This is a genomic window from Scytonema millei VB511283, from assembly GCF_000817735.3.
GTDB classification, from domain to species: Bacteria; Cyanobacteriota; Cyanobacteriia; order Cyanobacteriales; family Chroococcidiopsidaceae; genus Chroococcidiopsis; species Chroococcidiopsis millei_B.
On record NZ_JTJC03000001.1, the window covers coordinates 1,679,126 to 1,697,822 of the forward strand.

Below are 18,697 nucleotides of genomic sequence, written 5' to 3' on the forward strand. Positions count from 1 at the left end.
CCAATTACAATCATGAAAGCAGTTTGTTGGAATGGGGCAAAAGACGTACGGGTAGAAACCGTACCCGACCCTAAAATTATTAATCCTCGCGATGCAATTGTCAAAATTACTTCAACAGCAATTTGCGGTTCTGACCTACATCTTTATGACGGCTTTATCCCCACAATGCAAAAAGGGGACATTCTGGGTCATGAATTTATGGGGGAAGTCGTTGAAGTTGGCAGTGCTGTAAAAAATGTGAATAAAGGCGATCGCGTTGTCGTTCCTTTTACAATTTCTTGCGGTAACTGTTTCTTCTGTAACCGAGATTTGTGGTCGTTGTGCGATAACTCTAATCCTAACGCCTGGATTGCTGAAAAATTAATGGGACATTCGCCATCCGGTTTATTTGGCTATTCTCACATGATGGGCGGTTATGCAGGCGGTCAAGCAGAGTATGCCAGAGTCCCGTTTGCCGATGTGGGTTTATTTAAAATTCCTGATGGACTGACAGACGAACAAGTACTGTTTCTCACGGATATTTTCCCTACTGGCTACATGGCGGCGGAGAACTGCAACATTGAACCTGGCGATACGGTTGCTGTGTGGGGTTGCGGACCTGTAGGACAATTCGCGATTAAGAGTGCTTATTTACTCGGTGCAGATAGGGTAATTGCGATCGATCGCGTCCCCGAACGCTTGCAAATGGCGAAAGAGTATGGTGGAGCAGAAATCCTCAACTTTGAAGATGTTAATGTTGGGGAAGCCTTAAAAGAAATGACTGGCGGTCGCGGTCCCGATGCTGTAATTGATGCTGTAGGCATGGAAGCACACGGCACGGATCTCTTAGGTTTAGTTGATAAAGCCAAGCAAGCAGTAAGATTGGAAACCGACCGACCGACTGTATTACGACAAGCGATCGTTGCCTGTCGTAAAGGCGGACACGTCTCAATCCCTGGCGTATATGGCGGTTTTATTGATAACGTACCAATGGGCGCGGCGATGAATAAGAGTTTAACCTTTAAAACGGGACAAACTCACGTTCACAGATATTTAAAACCGTTACTAGAACACATTCAGAACGGCAAAATCGATCCGTCATTCATCATTACTCATCGTCTGCCCATAGACCAAGCACCTGAAGCATACGAAATTTTCAAGCACAAAAAAGATAACTGTATCAAAGTTGTGTTGAAGCCATGAACGTGGTAATTGGTAATTGGTAATTGGTGGTTGCAACTCACCAATTATCAACCAATAAATACCCAAGAAAAAACTATGTTTTGGTACAGAGCGCAACAAAAATTCTTCTGCCTAATTTTTTCGTGCTTGCTGTTCGTTGCCGTTGCTTTTGTTCCTCCAGCTTATGCCTTACCGCAGGAAAAGACTGTCGGCAAGATTGAATCGGTAGCATCGTTTAACGGTGCTATGCCGACCGGAGTAACAGTGTCTCAAAGGGGGAGAATTTTTGTTAACTTTCCTCGTTGGGGAGACAAAGTAGATTACACGGTAGCGGAGATAGTTAGGGGTAAAGCCGTAGCTTATCCTAATGCCAAATTCAATCGCCCTCAAAAAGACCAATCGAAGTCACTCGTTTCTGTCCAAAGTGTAGTTGTCGATCCTTTAGACCGTTTGTGGATTTTGGACACTGGTAGTATTCAATTTGCACCTACTACTTATGGTGGACCGAAATTAATCGGGATAAATCTAAAACAAAATCGAATTTTTAAGACTATCTTGTTTCCCCAAGATGTAGCGCTACCGACTACCTATTTGAACGACATCCGCTTCGATTTACGGCGTGGTAAGGCAGGGATGGCTTTTATTACCGATTCTTCCGGTAATGGTGCTAATGCAATTATTGTTGTCGATTTAGATTCCGGTAGAAGCTGGCGGCGGCTAAATGACCATCCTTCCACAAAAGCAGAACCGAATTTTCTCCCCGTGGTGGAGGGACAGCCATTGATGAACCGTCCACCAGACAAACCACCTAGCCCACTTACAATTGGTGCCGATGGAATCGCAATTAGTGCTGATGGGAAACAGTTGTTTTACTGCACTTTAGCTGGCAGAAGATTATTTAGTGTCAGCGTCGATGCTTTAGTTGATGAGAAATTAAGCGACAAAGAAGTAGCAGCGACTGTCAAAGATTTGGGCGATAAAGGCGGTGCATCTGATGGTTTAGACTCAGATGCCCAAAATCGAGTTTATCTGACCAACTACGAGCATAATGCAATTTTGCGGCGATCGCCTGATGGGATGTATGAAACTGTAGTTCACGATCCTCGCATTTTATGGGCTGATACGCTGTCTGTTGCTAATGACGGCTATCTCTATTTCATTGCCAATCAACTTCACCGTCAGCCCCAGTTCCATCAGAAGCAAGATTTGCGCGAAAAACCCTACAGTCTGTTTCGTACCCGCATTAATGCGAAACCAGTGCTGTTGCGATAACAAATCTGTAGAGGCGCACAGCTAGCTGTGCGCCTCTACTAACAATTACAAGACGAAAATATATGTTGAATAAAGTCAAAAATCTTTTATGAAGCAGCACGGACAGGTCGCACGATATCAGTTGACAGTTAACAGTTAACAGTTATCAGTTGTCAGTTACCAGTGACGAATGACGACCAATTACCAATTAAGGATGATGCGCTAAAGCAGAAATCGAGGTGGGATGGAAAAGAGCAGGCAGTGCAATCGCAAATTCTATGGGAGATGAAAATATGAGCGATACCAGTGTTAAAAAGGTAGATTCTAGTAGTTCCCCTCATGGTAAGCAGGGACAGAAGTATTTAGCTTCCGGTAAATCTCTTTCTATGCGTTTGTGGGAAAACGAACAACCAGCAGAAGCTAAATCTCCCACGACGAGAGACTATGAAACCGTTGGCTATGTAATTGACGGTAAGGCAGAGTTACATCTTGAAGGTCAAATGGTATTACTAGAACCAGGAGATTCTTGGGTTGTCCCTAAAGGCGCATCACATTCTTACAAAATTTTAGAACCTTTTACTGCTGTTGAAGCTACAAGCCCTCCGTCACAGGTTCACGGAAGAGATGAATAAGATTTGTGAGTGAGAAATAAAGCTTTCAGCCGCTATCAAATAGTAGCGGCTGCATTATTTATTAGAGCGTATCTTACAGTAGTTTTAGTTTATTTTCTTGAATTCGCCGCCGTATATTCTATTCGATCGCAAGATTGCTGTATAGCAGTCTTACTTAATAGGTGAAATTTAAATGTAGGGTGGGTGCTACCCACCCTGCAAGGAAACTTTGTTCGATTAAAAATTTCTAATTTTCAGAAAAGAATATAGCAACTAAACCTAAATAATAATACCTATCTCTTTCAGTCGAATTTTGCCAGTCTGTCTGTAGGCTGAGGAAAAAATAGTCAGTTAGTAGTTACCTAGATAGGGTAATGCAACAAAATTCTAGCAACAAAATTTCGCCAGTCAAAATATAGATCGCACTACAACCGATCGCGTCGATCGGTAAAATTTTTCAGGAGATTTTCATGTTTTATCACAAGAAGCAGCTACAGTACTTCACTCCACCAGCAAAACCCGATGCTGTCTATGCGAAGAAGCTTCAAGAACTAATTGGCGGTTCTTTTGGCGAAATGACCGTGATGATGCAGTACCTATTCCAAGGCTGGAACTGCCGAGGACCCGCTAAGTACCGCGATATGCTGTTGGACATTGGAACTGAGGAAATCGGTCACGTTGAAATGCTAGCAACGATGGTTGCTCATTTATTGGATCGAGCACCAGTCAATATGCAAGAAGATGGGGCAAAAGATCCAGTCGTTGGTGCGGTCATGGGTGGCGTTCGTCCGCGAGATGTGATTATGGCAGCAGCAATGAATCCTCAACACGCCACTGTTTCGGGTGGGGGGGCAATGCCAGCGGATAGTGTAGGTTTTCCTTGGAACGGTCGCTTCATTGTTGCTAGCGGAAACTTATTGGCAGACTTCCGGTCTAACCTCCACGCTGAATCGCAGGGACTCTTACAAGCTGTACGGTTGTACGAAATGACAGACGACCCAGGTGTAAGAGACATGCTCAGTTTCAATATTGCCCGCGACACCATGCATCAAAATCAGTGGTTAGCGGCGATTGAAGATCTGAAAAGCGAAGGATTTGAGGAAACAGTTGTTCCCAAGATCGCATACGAATATGGAAAGAAAGAGAATGCTTATCAGTTCTGGAATCACTCTGAGGGAGAAGAAAGCGCCCAAGGTCGTTGGGCGAAAGGTGCTTCAATCGACGGTAAAGGTCAGTTTGAGTATGTAGCAAATCCGCAGCCAATAGGACCAGAACCAAATCTGCCTCAACCCGATCCAAAACTTCACGGTACGATGAAATCACCTCAAGCTCAACAAATGCAGGAGGGTAGTGTTGTATCTAAGGCAGTCCAGGGTGTAGCTGATGCAGTTGAAGGTACGGCTAATACCATTAATAAAATGACTGGTGGAGACGGACAGTAAGCTAGTGCGAGATCGCAGAGGGGAACAATGCTGGTGGCATTAGCTTGGGGCATTTTCTCGACTGTATAGCTAGCAATCAAAACAAATTAACATTACAGAGACGCGAAATTTCGCGTCTCTTGCTATTTGAGGCATAAATTAGCCTCAGTGAATCGGCTGCTGTTAAAAAATCGTCACAAGTGAAGGAATAAGACTGTTGCCGATTGAAGTTAAATACAAAGGGAGTTGTTGGTGATGCGATCGCCTGACTCTTAACTCAGCTAAAGCTATTTAACTTATCTACGCAGTAGCTTATGACTCATTTTGGTATCATTTGTCCTGGCTCGACTGGACCCCTCAACACTATGCTTCCGCTGGGGCAAGAACTTCAACGGCGGGGTCATCGCGTCACTGTCATCGGGATACTGGACGTTCGACCTAAAGTATTAGTAGCAGGATTAGAATTTCAGGTGGTGGGCGAGGACAAGTTTCCTGAAGGTGCAACGGCAGAATCTTTTGCCCAATTGGGAAAACTGAGTGGATTAGCAGCGTTGAACCATACCATTAATCTACTCAAGGATTTAGCAATTGTTACCCTGCGGGATGCACCAGCATTACTCAAAGCATCCAATGTAGAAGCCTTGCTAGTTAACCAAGGTGCTAGAGAAGGAGGTACTGTTGCAGATTTTCTCGGTATTCCTTACGTTACCGTGTGCAGTGCAGTAGTGCTAAATCGAGAACCTAGCGTTCCTCCTTTTAATACTCTTTGGCAGTATAGCCCTGCTTGGTGGGCGCGTTTACGCAACCGAGCAGGTTATGCGTTATTAAATCGCGTTGCTCGTCCTACTCAAACCGTGATTCAGGAATATCGCCGCGAGTGGAAATTGCCCTTATACGCTCACCCCAACGATGCGTATTCTCGAATAGCCCAAATCAGTCATGCTCCGGCTGAATTTGAGTATCCTAGAGAGAAATTACCTCCTTGGTTCCATTTCACTGGCTCGTATCATTCTTCTGCTAGTCGAGAGCCTGTGCCTTTCCCCTACGAAAATTTGACTGAAAAGCTTTTGATTTATGCTTCGATGGGAACGTTACAAAATCGTTTGATTGGAATTTTTCAGCAAATTGCATCAGCTTGTGAAGGATTGGATGCTCAATTAGTAATTTCATTGGGTGGTTCTGCTCGTCCAGAATCATTACCAAAATTACCTGGAAATCCCGTAGTCGTCGAGTATGCACCCCAACTAGAAATACTCAAAAAAGCAACTTTGATGATTACTCACGCAGGCATGAATACAACGATGGAATGCTTGAAATATGGAGTACCGATGGTGGCAATTCCAGTGACAAACGACCAACCAGGTGTAGCAGCGCGTATAGCTTGGACTGGGGTAGGAGAATTTGTACCATTGTCTCGCTTAAGCGTGCCTAAATTAAGAGCAGCAGTCCAAAAAGTCTTGACAGACAGTTCTTACAAACAAAATGCAATAAAACTGCAACAGGCAATTCAAAGATCTGGTGGCGTGACTCGTGCTGCCGATATTGTCGAACAAGCTATATCTACAGGGAAACCCGTTCTTGCTCATGTTAGTTGAGGGTTAACCTGTAGCAATTTTAGAACATTTGCCGACGACAAACGCTTCGATCGCAGGTGGGCATTGCCCACCCTACTTTGACTTTTACTGTTGTAGTTTTAACCAAGCACGATGTTGCTATTGGTAATTGCAGGCGCGCCCGTGAGTGTTGCTAGTAGCACTGCGGCGGTGCTACCAGTACCATCAATATCGAAGAACAATGCACCGTTAGTGTTGTTGTAGATGAAGCGATCGCTAGCATCAGTTGCCCCCGTGCCAATTGTAAACTGCTCTGCTGCAAGGATAGATATCGATCCACCAGGTGTCGCCTCAGTGACAGCAGTTAACCCACCACCAAAACCACTAGCAGAGATAACAATTAAATCGCGAGAATCGCCGTCTCCACTGGCAACAAAGTTTCTAATGGTATCGCCGCCTTCAGCAAGATTATTAAACACAAAGTAATCTTGTCCTCTACTATCACTATCACTATTACCAATCAGAGTATCGCGACCGTTACCACCTTCCATCGTGGCACTAAAAACGGTACGCAGGATATCATCACCTTCACCGCCATATAGATAGCTGAAATCACCGCTGAGCGAGTCATTACCTGAACCGCCATATAGATCGCTTTCATTTCCATCTAGCCTATCGTTACCATTCTCACCATAAATGACAGAGGAAGTGCCACCATCTATGGTGTCATCACCATTACCGCCGTGCATTATGGCGAAATCGCCGTCTAGAACATCATTACCGTCGCCGCCATCCATGTACGTACGCCGATTCGGTTCAAAGTTTGCACTATTAGTCAGAGTATCATTACCAGCTTCACCAAAAAGGCGATCGCCATCACTGCCGCTGATGGTGTCATTGCCAGCCCCACCCTTAAGGATGTTATCGGCATCATTTCCTTTAATAATATTGTTGAGGCTGTTGCCCGTACCATTAATCGCTTGACTTCCCGTGAGGGTCAAGTTGTTCAACCAGTCTCCTAGCGTATAACTAACAAAAGATTGAACGGTATCTTCACCACCACCCTCATACTCTCTAATGATATCGGTGGTGCTATCTACAATATAGGTGTCATCTCCTTTACCACCAACTAAAGTATCAATCCCTGCACCGCCATCTAAGGTGTCTCTGCCAGTACCGCCATATAGTTCGTCGTTACCACCTTTACCAAATAACGTGTCATTACCAGATGGGCTATTTTCATTACCATCTTTTGCCCAGCCAAAAATTTTGTCGCTACTATCAGTACCATTAATTGTTTCAGATTTTATCGTACCGTAGATAGTTGCCATTTCAGTTACTCCTAACTTTTCACTTATATTTACAAGCCAATATCTCTACTTTTACTGTTACGTTAAAAGCAGCTATTCGTATTACCTTCCAATGCTCAACATCGGAATTCTATAAAGGTGATAAAACTCTAGGCTTATACTACTTGACTGAATTCTATGAAGCTATACATCTAGAAAGTCATACTTGTTCCGTCATTTTGTTGAGTTTCTGCCGATTTAGAACCAGGCAAAAGATTGTAAGTATGTCTACTTACATCAGCTCTTACTTTTAGTATCTGTATTTGGGGTTTCTAGTGGTAGATTTCAGCAGATTTTCTCAATATTAAGACGAATATTAGGTAAATCCTTCAATAATTGCCATATGCAAACTCCTTGCACCAGGTTTGTTAAATTCTTGCTAGCTTTACTACTTCAAATCTGCTTGCCACCTTTATCCACAAGCAACAGACAAATTTGCTGTATTTCATCTCAGCTACCCTGATTAATCTAAACTACCCTAAAATTTTTCTCTCGTCTTGAGAAATTTTACGACAGAATTGGTAAAAATAATTACCAGAAACTTGTCTAGCTTCTCCTTGCTCAACTCTCTCTATCGGCATCGTTCCTTGAGATAATCGCACTCTTCTAAAATAAGAGTCTACGCAGGCGCAAGTAGCAAGAGAGTTTTGGCTTTGAAGTTTGCTTATATTTATCTTTAATATTTTTTTAATAGCATACTTGTATTTGAGCTATCTCGCATTGTGTATTATCATTTTATCTGATTTTTTTAAGAATGTGAATTAGAATGAGTTGCAAAACTTAGAGATTACTAAATCTAATTATGCAGCATTTGTGCAGACTTTGTGCAGAATTAATTTGCAATATTAACTATAAGAATTCGGTTTGATTATTGCCAAAATCTCAGTGTGTTACGCGCTGGCGTAACACACCAAAAACTGAGAGTGATGCGTTAGCACGATCGCGTAACGCATCCTACGTAGACTTCAAAAATGAAATCTGAGTCCTATAGCAAATAAAAATATGCAAGTTGCTATATTAGTCCCTGAATTTGTGCGGGTGTGAGTTCTTCAACATTGCCAAAAACGATCGCCGCACCCGCAGATTTGAGAGTTTCCGTATAATTGTGACAGCGATCGCTTGTAGTTTGGACGTGAGGAGGTAAAATTCCCACTCCAATCCATTGACGTTGAGGTTGCAGTGCTGCGGCTTTGATGACGGTATACATGTCCGCTACCGTGTCCCCTGCATATAAAACTGGGGTTGTTGCTGGTAGCTGATGCTGGACTTCTAACTGATGCACGACGGCTAGTAATCCTGTCGGATCGGGTTTACCTGGTGCATCTTCCATTGCAATTAAGGCTGGAGATACTACACCAAGACGTTCTAAGACGTATTTTGCCTCGTCACGAGTCGCACCACTGAAAAAACCCCAAGGAATACCATCTGTACTCAATTGTTCGAGATACATAGGTTGCACTAGCAGCGTTTCATCGCAGATATAACCCGTCCAGTTTTGCGGATCTGTACCTTGATAAAGAGATTGAAAATAGGCAACTAAAGTAGGATAGTCTAGATCCAGCTGCGATCGCTCCTGTCCCCGTGTCTCAAAGTGACGATAAACTAACTCCTGGGATGCTTCCCAATCGTTGTTCCAAATTCCTTCCGACTTCAAGCGGTCAATATCAGCCTGGGTAGGACGATAGGCACCTGCCGTAAAATACTCTACAGTATCCGCGATCGCCCGTCGATAGGAAGCACTGACATCGCGCACGACACCATCAATATCAAAAACTGCGATCGCCCTAGTTTGCTGAGTCAAGTTATTGTCTCCCAAGTAGAAAAAGTCAAAAGTTAAAAGTTAAAAGTCAAAATGTTGAATTTAGCTCTTTGATTGTCTATGCCGCGTTAGTTTAATGTAATAGCCTTTTTCAATTGGGTGAGATACAAGATCTGTAGGGGCGCACAGCTGTGCGCCCCTACGAATGTATTCCATCATAATGAGAATCGCTATAAAAATAGTTTCTTTTTTCTAAATATTGAGGTATATTAGTAGATTGCACATATTTGTAGTTTTGCTAAATTGGCACGGGCGGAGGTTGGATTGACAAAGTTTATCTTAAAAGTTTTGTGGTTAGAAGAAAACGTTGCTTTAGCAGTCGATCAGGTCGTGGGCAAAGGCACAAGCCCCTTAACTAAATACTTTTTCTGGCCTCGCAATGATGCTTGGGAGGAATTGAAAAAGGAATTAGAATCAAAAAGCTGGATCACCGAGCAAGAGCGCGTGGAGTTACTCAATAAATCCACGGAAGTAATCAACTACTGGCAAGAGGAAGGCAGGCGGCGACCGCTAGGCGAAGCTCAGTCAAAATTTCCTGAAGTTACTTTTACAGGTAGCGCTTGATCGTAGATATAACCTAATAGCAGTTTTCAATTGGGTAAAATATACATCTGTAGGGGCGCACAGCTGTGCGCCCCTACCTGTATCACGCAGGCAATCGAGAATTGCGATGAAATTTTATAAATATGACTTTTTTGGTTTTGAGCCGGATCGCAACAATCGATCGCGGAAAAGCGTATCAGAAGTAAATCCAAAATCGTAAGTAAATCCAAAGAAGTAAGAATGGAGCTGGGTTAGGATTAGCGATCGCTTCTGAAATCGCCCGTTTACATGGTGGTGCAATCTCAGTTGAAAGTATCCCTGGACAAGAAACGACTTTCAGGGTAAATTTGCCTGTAATGGAATCCTTGACAGTTGACAGTGATCGCTAATACAGCATTCTCATACAGGTGCAATACATTCGTAGTAGGGGCGCACAGCCGTGCGCCCCTACAGATCTTGTGTATCTCATTCCACCGAAAATAGCTATAACTACTAAATGAAAATGTATTTCTCATCATTTTCTTAATTTGTATCTATAATTTGAGGTTATGTAATTCGATTTATTTAATCTCTAGATGATGAGAGTGACAACAAATAGACAGAACCGATTAAACCGTCAATTGTGGGAAAAATTTTGGGCGATCGCCAAGCCCTACTGGTTTTCCGAACAGAAGTGGAAAGCGAGGGGATTACTGATTTTATTACTCGTATTATCATTTGGTGTGAATGTAATTAATGTTAGCATCAGTTTTATTTTTAGGAATATCAATACAGCTTTAGCGAATTTCCCTCAAACTAGAGATACATCAACTTTTTGGCGATTTATTTTTATTTATGCTGGTCTGTTGGCAATTGGCACGCCAATTGTCGTCATATTTGCTTATCTTCGAGATAAGTTAGGGCTTTATTGGCGCGAGTGGTTGACCAATCGCTTTCTTAATAAGTATCTGCAAAACCGTGCTTATTATCTGCTCAATTTCAACGAAGAAATTGATAACCCAGACCAGCGAATTTCTGATGATATTAGATCGTTCACTCGCACTAGCTTGACTTTCTTGCTGTTAATACTGACATCAGTTGTTACCTTAATCTCTTTTACTGGTGTCTTGTTATCTATTTCTGTTTCTTTGTCATTAACACTTTTAGCTTATGCAATCATCGGCACGATTATTACTGCCTGGATCGGACGCAGATTAATTAAGATTAACTTCGATCAACTGAAAAAAGAAGCTGATTTTCGTTATGGCTTAATTCACGTTCGCGATAATGCAGAATCGATTGCATTTTATCAAGGTGAAGCTGAAGAATCGATCGGACTGCGACAGCGTTTTCTGGCAGCAGTTCGTAACTTTGACTTACTCATTAATTGGCAGCGAAATCTCAGTTTTTTCACCACCAGCTACAACTATTTTGTTAGCGCACTACCTTATATAGTAGTTGCACCGATTTACTTTGCCGGAAACACGGAATTTGGTACGTTTACCCAAGCAGCGATCGCCTTTCGACAAATTTTCGATGCCTTATCTATTGTCGTGGATCAGTTTGAGAACTTAACAGCTTTCGCCGCAGGAGTCGATCGCCTTAGCAGCCTGACTGATGCGCTGGAAACTCCATCTCAACCGCAACCTGGAGCCACGACGATTGATGTGACAGAAGCCGCTAAGCTAGCCATGCAGCGCGTCACCCTACTGACTCCTAACTATCAAAGGACTTTAGTTGAAGATTTGTCACTTAACTTGGAGCCAGGAGAAGGGATAGTTTTAATCGGGCATAGCGGTAGCGGCAAAAGTTCAATTTTACGGGCGATCGCGGGCTTATGGAATGCGGGTACAGGTCATCTCACCCGTCCGCAGCTCAAAGAAATGCTGTTTTTACCCCAACGTCCCTACATGGTGCTGGGTTCTCTACGCAGCCAATTGCTCTATCCTCATACCGATCGCCAGATCGACGAGCGGCAGTTGCGTCAAGTATTAGAGCAAGTTAACCTGACGGATTTACCTGAGCGGTTGGGAGGATTTGATGCTCAACTAGATTGGGCGAATGTACTTTCTTTAGGAGAGCAACAGCGACTTGCTTTTGCGCGGCTTTTGCTGGCTCAACCTGCCTACGCGATTTTAGATGAAGCGACAAGTGCGTTGGATCTGGGGAACGAAAAACGCCTTTACCAACAACTTAAAGCAACGAAAACTACAACAGTTAGCGTCGGACACCGTGCCAGTTTGTTGCAATACCACAAGTATGTCTTGAAATTGGAAGAAGATTCTCGCTGGCAGTTGATGCTAGCCGAGGAATACCAGCAGACCTAGCAAATTTGATTTTACGTTCTGAGGGGTGCAATTTGTAGGGTTCAAAATTCGTAGAGGCGCACAGCTGCTGTGCGCCTCTACATAGAAATATCGGCAAGAAACAACTAAACTGTAACCATGCCACCTGCGGCTTGAAACCTAGCCCGAGCGCGTTTAAACGCTTGAGTAGCTTGGATCTGTTCTTGACGAGAAGCGCCTTGAACTTGGTTGAGCTTAGTTTGGGCTTCGTTGTATGCAGCGCGGGCGGCATCCATATCGATTTTGTCGCCACGTTCTGCACCGTTGACGAGAATTGTCACCTCATCGCTCTCGACTTCGGCAAATCCACCCATAAGGGCGATCGCCACCCAACTTTGCCCTTTGTCAGGACGGACGCGCATCACGGCAGTATCGAGGGCAGTTAATAAGGGAGCATGTCCGCTGAGAATACCCAACTGTCCGGTGGTACTGGGTAAAATCACTTCTTCAGCTGGAGCATCCCAAACAGTCTTGTCTGGGGAAATTACACGAACTGTCAATGTCATAGAAAAGTGAGTAGTGAGTAGTGAGTAGTGAGTAGGGGCGCACAGCTGTGCGCCCGTACAGGAGTAGCGAGCAGTGATTAGTGGTTAGTCTTTTTCTAGCCACCAGCCACTAGCCACTAACCACTAACCTTTCATTTTTTCCGCTTTGGCAACTGCTTCTTCAATGCTGCCCACCATGTAGAAAGCCTGTTCTGGAAGGCTGTCTAATTCTCCAGACAAAATTGACTTGAAGCCTTTAATTGTTTCTTCTAGCTTCACGTACTTACCAGGAGAACCAGTGAAGACTTCAGCTACGAAGAACGGCTGAGACAAGAAGCGCTCGATCTTCCGCGCCCGTGCGACTGTCAGTCTGTCTTCTTCCGACAATTCATCCAAACCGAGAATAGCAATAATATCTTGCAGTTCTTTGTAGCGCTGGAGGGTGGCTTGAACGGCGCGAGCTGTACCGTAGTGATCGTCACCGACGATGTTGGGCTGCAACATGGTAGAAGTAGAACCCAGTGGATCTACCGCCGGATAAATCCCCTTAGCTGCCAAACCACGAGACAATACAGTCGTACCGTCTAGGTGAGCGAAGGTCGTTGCTGGTGCGGGGTCAGTCAAGTCATCCGCTGGAACGTAAACGGCTTGAATGGAGGTAATAGAGCCTTCTGTAGTCGAAGTGATTCGCTCTTGTAATTCACCTACGTCCGTACCCAGAGTGGGTTGGTATCCTACCGCTGAAGGCATCCGTCCTAGTAATGCTGATACTTCCGAACCTGCTTGGACGAAACGGAAGATGTTGTCGATAAACAGCAATACGTCTTGCTTGTTGACATCGCGGAAATACTCAGCCATTGTCAACGCTGATAGTCCCACCCGCATTCTGGCTCCAGGTGGTTCGTTCATCTGACCGTAGACCAGCGCGATTTTCGACTCGTTGAGGTCATCTTTATTGATTACCCCAGATTCGATCATTTCGTTGTAAAGGTCGTTTCCTTCACGGGTACGTTCGCCCACGCCACCGAATACAGACACACCACCGTGTTGAGTTGCAATGTTATTGATCAACTCCATCATGATTACGGTTTTGCCGACACCAGCACCACCGAATAGACCGATCTTGCCACCACGTCGATAGGGTGTGAGTAGGTCAACCACTTTGATCCCCGTTTCAAACACGGAAGGTTTGGTTTCCAAATCTACGAGTTTGGGCGCTTCGCGGTGGATGGGGAATTTTTCTTCTGTATTAACAGGTCCTCTGTTATCTACGGGTTCGCCCAAGACGTTGAAAATTCGACCCAAGGTAGCCTTACCTACTGGTACGGAAATGGGAGCGCCTGTATCAACCGCTTCCATGCCGCGAACCAGACCATCGGTGGAACTCATGGAAACTGTACGCACCTGTTGATCGCCCATAAGTTGCTGCACTTCACAGGTGACAGAAACTTCTTGTCCAGCTTCATTGGTGCTTTTGATAGTCAGAGCGTTGTAGATCGCTGGCAGTTTGCCTTCTGGGAATTTTACGTCTACAACAGGACCAATGATTTGTGTAATGTATCCAATACCTGTTTTTTCTGCGGTGGTGACCATTCTCTCGCCTAAGTTCGATTTCAGCTATGTTTTAGATCCGGTCGGACAGTTTATCTACAAACTTGCCATCATTCAGACGGATGCGAGTTTGCCATCTTTACAGACAGACATAAACTTGCCATCTTCCAGAGTACCACCGATCAGTTATCAGTTATCAGTTATCAGTTATCAAGGAGTCGGGAGTCGGGAGTCGTAGGGGCGAGCCTTAGCAAGCAGATTCACGGCTTCCGTCAATAAATTGTGACTCAAAACCTTCCCGTACAGGGGAGTCGGGGGAAGAGAGCTTCAGGTGCAGAGGGGCAGAGGGGCAAGAACTATCAACCGTCAACTGTCAACTATCAACCGTCAACTGTCAACTATCAACCGTCAACTACCAATTACCACTTTTCATTCGTCTGTTTTGACTCGCCGAATTGGTAAATTAGCAATCAGAGCTGTGGCTCGCTGGTTGTTTTCTAAAGAAAACTCCATCCCTTCTACATCCAGTTCGACGTACCGACCAACCACCTCTAATATTTCCCGCCGCATTTTTTCGATTGTTTGCGGACTCAAATCACTGCGATCGTGGGAAATGACTAATTGCAGCCGTTGCTTAACTTGAGAACGACTGTTGTTGTCGTTCGGATTACTAGAAAAAATTTTATCGAAAAGATCGCTAAACATGGCATCTGGATGCAGGTTGCAGGTTGTTAAATCGGGGCTTAAATTAGTTTCGTCCACAACAATTTGCGCAGACGAGAAAGAAAACCCTCATGCACGGGATGGAGATCGAGAAATTCGATTTTTTCGCCTTCTAATCGGCGGGCAATATTATCAAATGCCTTACCAGCTAGGGTAGGGTCTTCAGCTAAAACCAGGGGTTCGCCTCTATTAGTTGAAACGATCACGCGCTCGTCTTCTGGGACTACGCCTAATAGGGGAATGCCCAAAAGTTCCTGCACGTCCTGCACTGACATCATATCATTCATTTGCACCATCGCGGGGCGCAGGCGGTTGACAATTAATTGAATCTGCTTGACTCCGTTAGCCTCCAATAGACCGACTACGCGATCAGCATCGCGGACTGCGGCAATTTCTGGTGTAGTGACAACGATCGCTTCTTGCGCTGCCACGATCGCATTTTTGAAGCCCGTTTCAATTCCGGCTGGGCTGTCTATAACAATATATTCGTAGTTTTTAGTTAAAGTCCCCACCAGTTGTTTCATCTGTTCTGGGGTAACTGCCTCTTTAGTGCGATTTTGGGCGGCTGGTAGCAGGACTAGTTTTGGTTCGCGTTTATCTTTAACCAGGGCTTGTTCTAGACGACATTCTCCAGTGACAACTTCAACGGCAGTGTAGACTATCCTGTTTTCTAGACCTAGTAGTAGATCTAAATTACGCAGCCCGAAATCCGCATCGACTAGGACAACCGTGCGCCCCATGCGGGCTAGTGCCATGCCAATGTTGGCTGTGAAGGTAGTCTTACCCACCCCTCCTTTTCCAGATGTTGTGACGATGATGCGAGTCATGGCTTAGATATAAACTGGGACTTAGAAAAATCAGCGGCTTTTGTGATGCGAATGCCTTCGGGTGTAACGTAGGCAACTTCAGGATAAAATCGATCTGGGATAGTTGTTGGCGCTCTAGCTACAGAATCGGCAATTCGTAACTGCGTGGGTTCCATTTGCAAGGCAACAATTAGGCATTTTGAATTACCGCTTGCTCCTGCGTGGGCAACTCCCCGCAATCGCCCCCAAACTAAAATGTCTCCATCGGCAATGACGTTTCCACCTGGGTTAAGATCGCCCAAGATCACGACCGTACCAGGGTGACGAATTTCTGTCCCCGATCGCACGGTCATTTGTAAATACAACGGTTCTGCTAAAGGCGCGGGCGATGCTGCGGGGAGTTGATTGATTGCCGATACTGGCGGGGCTTGTTGTTCGACGCAATAACCTGCGGTGGCGGCGGCTACAGCAGTTTGACGGCGCGTCGTACAGACTCGTCGCAGTTGCAATTGGACTTCCCACAAGGCATCAGCGATCGCCTTCAGTTGTCTGCCATCCAGCAACCGATCCGCTGCCATGAGATCGACAGTCGTATTTGGTTGCCAGAAGCGATCGCCTCCCTGCAACCGTTGTTTTAACTGTATCCAAAGATCCGACCAGTTGAGCGCCGAGGATTCTCCTTCTGCTGGTAGCGTTAACACCAGCCGTCCTTCCTCACTTTTGAGGCGAACTTGTAAACTAGCGATCGCCTCTGGGGAAGGCGGAGTAATAGTTGGAACTAGTTCTGGTTGGGCAGAATCAGATGTCATGTATTATCAGGTCAGCAGAGGCACGCGAACCGACTCACTAAATATCCATAACATATTAAATGAATTGAGGCAGAAAACTTTCTGAGGAAGTTAATAATTGTCATTTGTCATTCGTCATTTGTTGTTACTCCCTCTTGTCCCTCGCTGGTCACTGGTCACTGGTCACTGATAACTGCTCCCTTCCCCCTAAGGAGGAAGACACCGATCGCGGCAAGGGCATACAGTAACAGCAAAATTGCTGGTAATAGCCAGAAAATGGAGGCGTGCTGTGCGGATCGGGCAATGGATTGGTTTTCTCGCCCTGATTATCTCTCTCTACGTTCTGTGGCAACTGCGACAAGTTGTTTTACTCATATTCGCTGCTGTTGTCTTAGCAACGGTTCTCAACCGAGTTGTGCGGTTGCTTCAGCGCTATCGCATCCAGCGCGGGATTGCCATAGCAATTACGGTTATTGCCTTACTCGCGATCGTGGCTGGTATTTTTGCGATCGTCGTGCCGCGTATCGTAGAGCAATTGCAACAGTTGGTAAAGCTCCTGCCAGAAATATCGGAGCGGGTGCTTGGCTGGTACAACTGGGTACGCAGCTTAATTCCCGGACGAGTTTTAGAAGCCACCCCACCCTTGAGTAATCTGACTCAACAACTCCAGTCTTTTGTAGGGGGAATATTAGGTAACTTTGTCACCGTGTTGAATAACTCTTTGGCGGCGGTGGTGAATTTCCTCCTATTTTTTGTCCTCACGATTATGCTGCTACTCAATCCCGTACCCTATCGCCGCACGTTTATCCTTGCTTTCCCTGCTTTCTATCGCCGTCGAGTGGACGAAATTCTTTCAGAATGCGAAGACTCTTTAGTTGGTTGGATTAAAGGCACTCTCTTTGCAATGGTAGGGATTGGAGTCGTCTCTTTTATTGGATTATCTCTTTTGGGAGTTCCATTACCTTTAGTTAATGCTTTAATAGCAGGCTTATTAGAATTCATTCCTAACGTGGGACCGACTTTAAGCGTCATTCCTCCAGTTTTGCTAGCGCTTTTAGACGCTCCTTGGAAAGCTGGAGCGGTTATTGTTTTGTATCTAGCAATTCAGCAGTTTGAAAGTTTGGTACTCGTACCAATAATTATGCAGCGCGAAGTATCTTTATTGCCCGTATTTACTATTCTTGCCGTAGTTGTGTTTGCAAGTTTATTCGGTTTTTTAGGTTTATTTCTTGCCATTCCATTACTGATCGTGACTCAAATTTGGTTAAAAGAAGTTCTAGTTAAAGATATTCTGAATAAATGGCAAGGAGAGAAGAAAGATAAGGAAGATAAAGAAACAAGGGGACAAGTTGAAGTATGAATGCTAAAACTTTCAATCAGTTGGTTAACTGTCGCATCCAATTGAAAGATTGCAACATTTTTTATCAGCAAAGCGAGCGGCATTCTTCAACTCCCATCCTGTTTTTACATGGTTGGGGAATCTCATCTGAGCCTTACCAAGAAGTTTTAGAACTCATAGCAGAACAACACGCTGTCATCGCGCCCGATTTACCAAGTTTTGCTCGTTCCTCCTACCATAAGCTAATTTCAGATTACAACAGCTATGCACAATTCATAGTTTCATTCTTGGAAGCTCTAAATCTTCCACAAGTGCATCTAGTGGGACACTCGTTAGGTGGAGGAATCGCTATTACTTTAGCTACTCTCATTCCAGATCGGGTAAAAAGTCTAGTTTTGTTAGATAGTACGGGAATTCCATCTGTAGCTATACCAGAAATTGTACCGCGTAGAGCAATTGAGATGACCGCTCAAATTTCTATTCACAAGCTAAAGTTACAGTTTTTTGATATTCCTAAAGTCTTTTCCTGCAATTTATTATTTAATAGTGGAAATATTATTTATGCATTACTCATTTCATTGTATCAAGATATAACGCCTTTATTGCCTAACATTAAAGCCCCTTGCTTGATACTATGGTCGGAGAAAGATCTAACTACACCATTATCTGTAGCACGAGAAATGGCTAATCTTATCCCAAATTCTAAACTAATTACTGTCAAAGAAGGTTATCACGAATGGATGCTTTGGTATCCCGAGAAACTAGCATCGATCGCACTTGATTTTATCAAACAAGTTGAGTTAGATTGAGGCGATCGACTGTTAGTTTAATGACAAATGACAAACGACAAATGACAAATGACAAACGGCAGCCATAAGAGGATGTTTGAAAAGTTTTGAAGGGTGAGATTTTATGCCAGCCGCCTAACCATGATACGGATCATGGCAAGGTAGATAAAAGTCTCGGAGGTTTG

At 44.4% G+C, this 18,697-nt stretch carries 18 protein-coding genes and 1 pseudogene; 12 read left to right on the forward strand and 7 right to left on the reverse strand.

Annotation, left to right across the window (positions count from 1 at the left end; all coding sequences use genetic code 11):
- Positions 1 to 12 precede the first annotated feature (12 nt).
- The 5 genes from QH73_RS07530 to QH73_RS07550 all read left to right on the forward strand — a co-directional run bounded on the left by QH73_RS07530 (position 13) and on the right by QH73_RS07550 (position 6,039).
- The gene (locus QH73_RS07530) at positions 13 to 1,182 is read left to right on the forward strand and encodes a zinc-dependent alcohol dehydrogenase (protein WP_039715820.1); all 1,170 of its coding nucleotides are present in this window, start codon (positions 13 to 15) and stop codon (positions 1,180 to 1,182) included.
- Between the two features lie 9 nt (positions 1,183 to 1,191).
- On the forward strand, positions 1,192 to 2,433 hold the full coding sequence (locus QH73_RS07535) for an L-dopachrome tautomerase-related protein (RefSeq protein ID WP_236146899.1): 1,242 nt from the start codon (positions 1,192 to 1,194) through the stop codon (positions 2,431 to 2,433).
- A 272-nt stretch (positions 2,434 to 2,705) separates the two neighbouring features.
- The gene (locus QH73_RS07540) at positions 2,706 to 3,044 is read left to right on the forward strand and encodes a cupin domain-containing protein (RefSeq protein ID WP_039717516.1); all 339 of its coding nucleotides are present in this window, start codon (positions 2,706 to 2,708) and stop codon (positions 3,042 to 3,044) included.
- A 449-nt stretch (positions 3,045 to 3,493) separates the two neighbouring features.
- Positions 3,494 to 4,465 carry a manganese catalase gene (locus QH73_RS07545; protein WP_039715821.1) on the forward strand — a complete coding sequence of 324 codons (972 nt, stop codon included), beginning with the start codon at positions 3,494 to 3,496 and terminating at the stop codon, positions 4,463 to 4,465.
- 293 nt (positions 4,466 to 4,758) lie between these two features.
- Positions 4,759 to 6,039 (forward strand): glycosyltransferase, encoded by a 1,281-nt coding sequence (locus QH73_RS07550; RefSeq protein ID WP_039715822.1) that lies wholly within the window; start codon positions 4,759 to 4,761, stop codon positions 6,037 to 6,039.
- A gap of 98 nt (positions 6,040 to 6,137) precedes the next feature.
- Here the strand turns inward: QH73_RS07550 and QH73_RS07555 are convergent, their stop codons facing one another.
- Both QH73_RS07555 and QH73_RS07560 read right to left on the reverse strand, forming a co-directional pair.
- On the reverse strand, positions 6,138 to 7,328 hold the full coding sequence (locus QH73_RS07555; RefSeq protein ID WP_052290080.1) for a calcium-binding protein: 1,191 nt from the start codon (positions 7,326 to 7,328) through the stop codon (positions 6,138 to 6,140).
- 1,030 nt (positions 7,329 to 8,358) lie between these two features.
- Positions 8,359 to 9,147: a TIGR01548 family HAD-type hydrolase gene (locus QH73_RS07560; RefSeq protein WP_039717518.1), complete on the reverse strand. Its 789-nt coding sequence runs from the start codon at positions 9,145 to 9,147 to the stop codon at positions 8,359 to 8,361.
- 282 nt (positions 9,148 to 9,429) lie between these two features.
- Between QH73_RS07560 and QH73_RS07565 the strand changes: the two genes are divergently transcribed.
- The 3 genes and pseudogenes from QH73_RS07565 to QH73_RS07575 all read left to right on the forward strand — a co-directional run bounded on the left by QH73_RS07565 (position 9,430) and on the right by QH73_RS07575 (position 12,014).
- Positions 9,430 to 9,729 (forward strand): 30S ribosomal protein PSRP-3, encoded by a 300-nt coding sequence (locus tag QH73_RS07565; protein WP_015153844.1) that lies wholly within the window; start codon positions 9,430 to 9,432, stop codon positions 9,727 to 9,729.
- Between the two features lie 221 nt (positions 9,730 to 9,950).
- Positions 9,951 to 10,097 (forward strand): annotated as a pseudogene (locus QH73_RS29310) (ATP-binding protein); the annotation flags it as partial.
- A 189-nt stretch (positions 10,098 to 10,286) separates the two neighbouring features.
- Complete coding sequence (locus tag QH73_RS07575) at positions 10,287 to 12,014, forward strand: ABC transporter ATP-binding protein/permease (protein ID WP_132866786.1); 1,728 nt, start codon at positions 10,287 to 10,289, stop codon at positions 12,012 to 12,014.
- Positions 12,015 to 12,118: 104 nt separating this feature from the next.
- On the opposite strand, the gene atpC is transcribed toward QH73_RS07575, so the two are convergent.
- On the reverse strand, positions 12,119 to 12,538 hold the full coding sequence (atpC, locus tag QH73_RS07580; protein ID WP_039715823.1) for an ATP synthase F1 subunit epsilon: 420 nt from the start codon (positions 12,536 to 12,538) through the stop codon (positions 12,119 to 12,121).
- A 123-nt stretch (positions 12,539 to 12,661) separates the two neighbouring features.
- Positions 12,662 to 14,110 (reverse strand): F0F1 ATP synthase subunit beta, encoded by a 1,449-nt coding sequence (atpD, locus tag QH73_RS07585; RefSeq protein ID WP_015153841.1) that lies wholly within the window; start codon positions 14,108 to 14,110, stop codon positions 12,662 to 12,664.
- Between atpD and QH73_RS07590 the strand changes: the two genes are divergently transcribed.
- Both QH73_RS07590 and QH73_RS07595 read left to right on the forward strand, forming a co-directional pair.
- The gene (locus QH73_RS07590) at positions 14,103 to 14,306 is read left to right on the forward strand and encodes a hypothetical protein (protein ID WP_132866735.1); all 204 of its coding nucleotides are present in this window, start codon (positions 14,103 to 14,105) and stop codon (positions 14,304 to 14,306) included. The genes atpD and QH73_RS07590 overlap by 8 nt on opposite strands.
- 44 nt (positions 14,307 to 14,350) lie before the next feature.
- A complete protein-coding gene (locus QH73_RS07595; RefSeq protein WP_132866737.1) occupies positions 14,351 to 14,530 on the forward strand; it encodes a hypothetical protein in 180 nt (59 codons plus the stop codon).
- Here QH73_RS07595 and minE read toward each other — a convergent pair.
- From minE to minC, 3 genes are read right to left on the reverse strand one after another with little or no spacing between them, the layout of a single operon-like run.
- Positions 14,498 to 14,773 carry a cell division topological specificity factor MinE gene (gene minE, locus QH73_RS07600; RefSeq protein WP_039717520.1) on the reverse strand — a complete coding sequence of 92 codons (276 nt, stop codon included), beginning with the start codon at positions 14,771 to 14,773 and terminating at the stop codon, positions 14,498 to 14,500. The two genes, QH73_RS07595 and minE, sit on opposite strands and share 33 nt — an antisense overlap.
- 38 nt (positions 14,774 to 14,811) lie before the next feature.
- Entirely contained in the window at positions 14,812 to 15,618 is an 807-nt protein-coding gene (minD, locus tag QH73_RS07605; protein ID WP_039715824.1) for a septum site-determining protein MinD, read from the reverse strand.
- Positions 15,615 to 16,406, reverse strand: a complete 792-nt coding sequence (gene minC, locus QH73_RS07610; protein ID WP_039715825.1) for a septum site-determining protein MinC — start codon at positions 16,404 to 16,406, stop codon at positions 15,615 to 15,617. The genes minD and minC overlap by 4 nt, the downstream gene beginning before the upstream one ends.
- A gap of 268 nt (positions 16,407 to 16,674) precedes the next feature.
- Between minC and QH73_RS07615 the strand changes: the two genes are divergently transcribed.
- Positions 16,675 to 17,745 (forward strand): AI-2E family transporter, encoded by a 1,071-nt coding sequence (locus QH73_RS07615; protein ID WP_039715826.1) that lies wholly within the window; start codon positions 16,675 to 16,677, stop codon positions 17,743 to 17,745.
- Positions 17,742 to 18,533 carry an alpha/beta fold hydrolase gene (locus tag QH73_RS07620; protein WP_052290081.1) on the forward strand — a complete coding sequence of 264 codons (792 nt, stop codon included), beginning with the start codon at positions 17,742 to 17,744 and terminating at the stop codon, positions 18,531 to 18,533. Before QH73_RS07615 ends, QH73_RS07620 begins: the two co-directional genes overlap by 4 nt.
- Positions 18,534 to 18,697 lie beyond the last annotated feature (164 nt).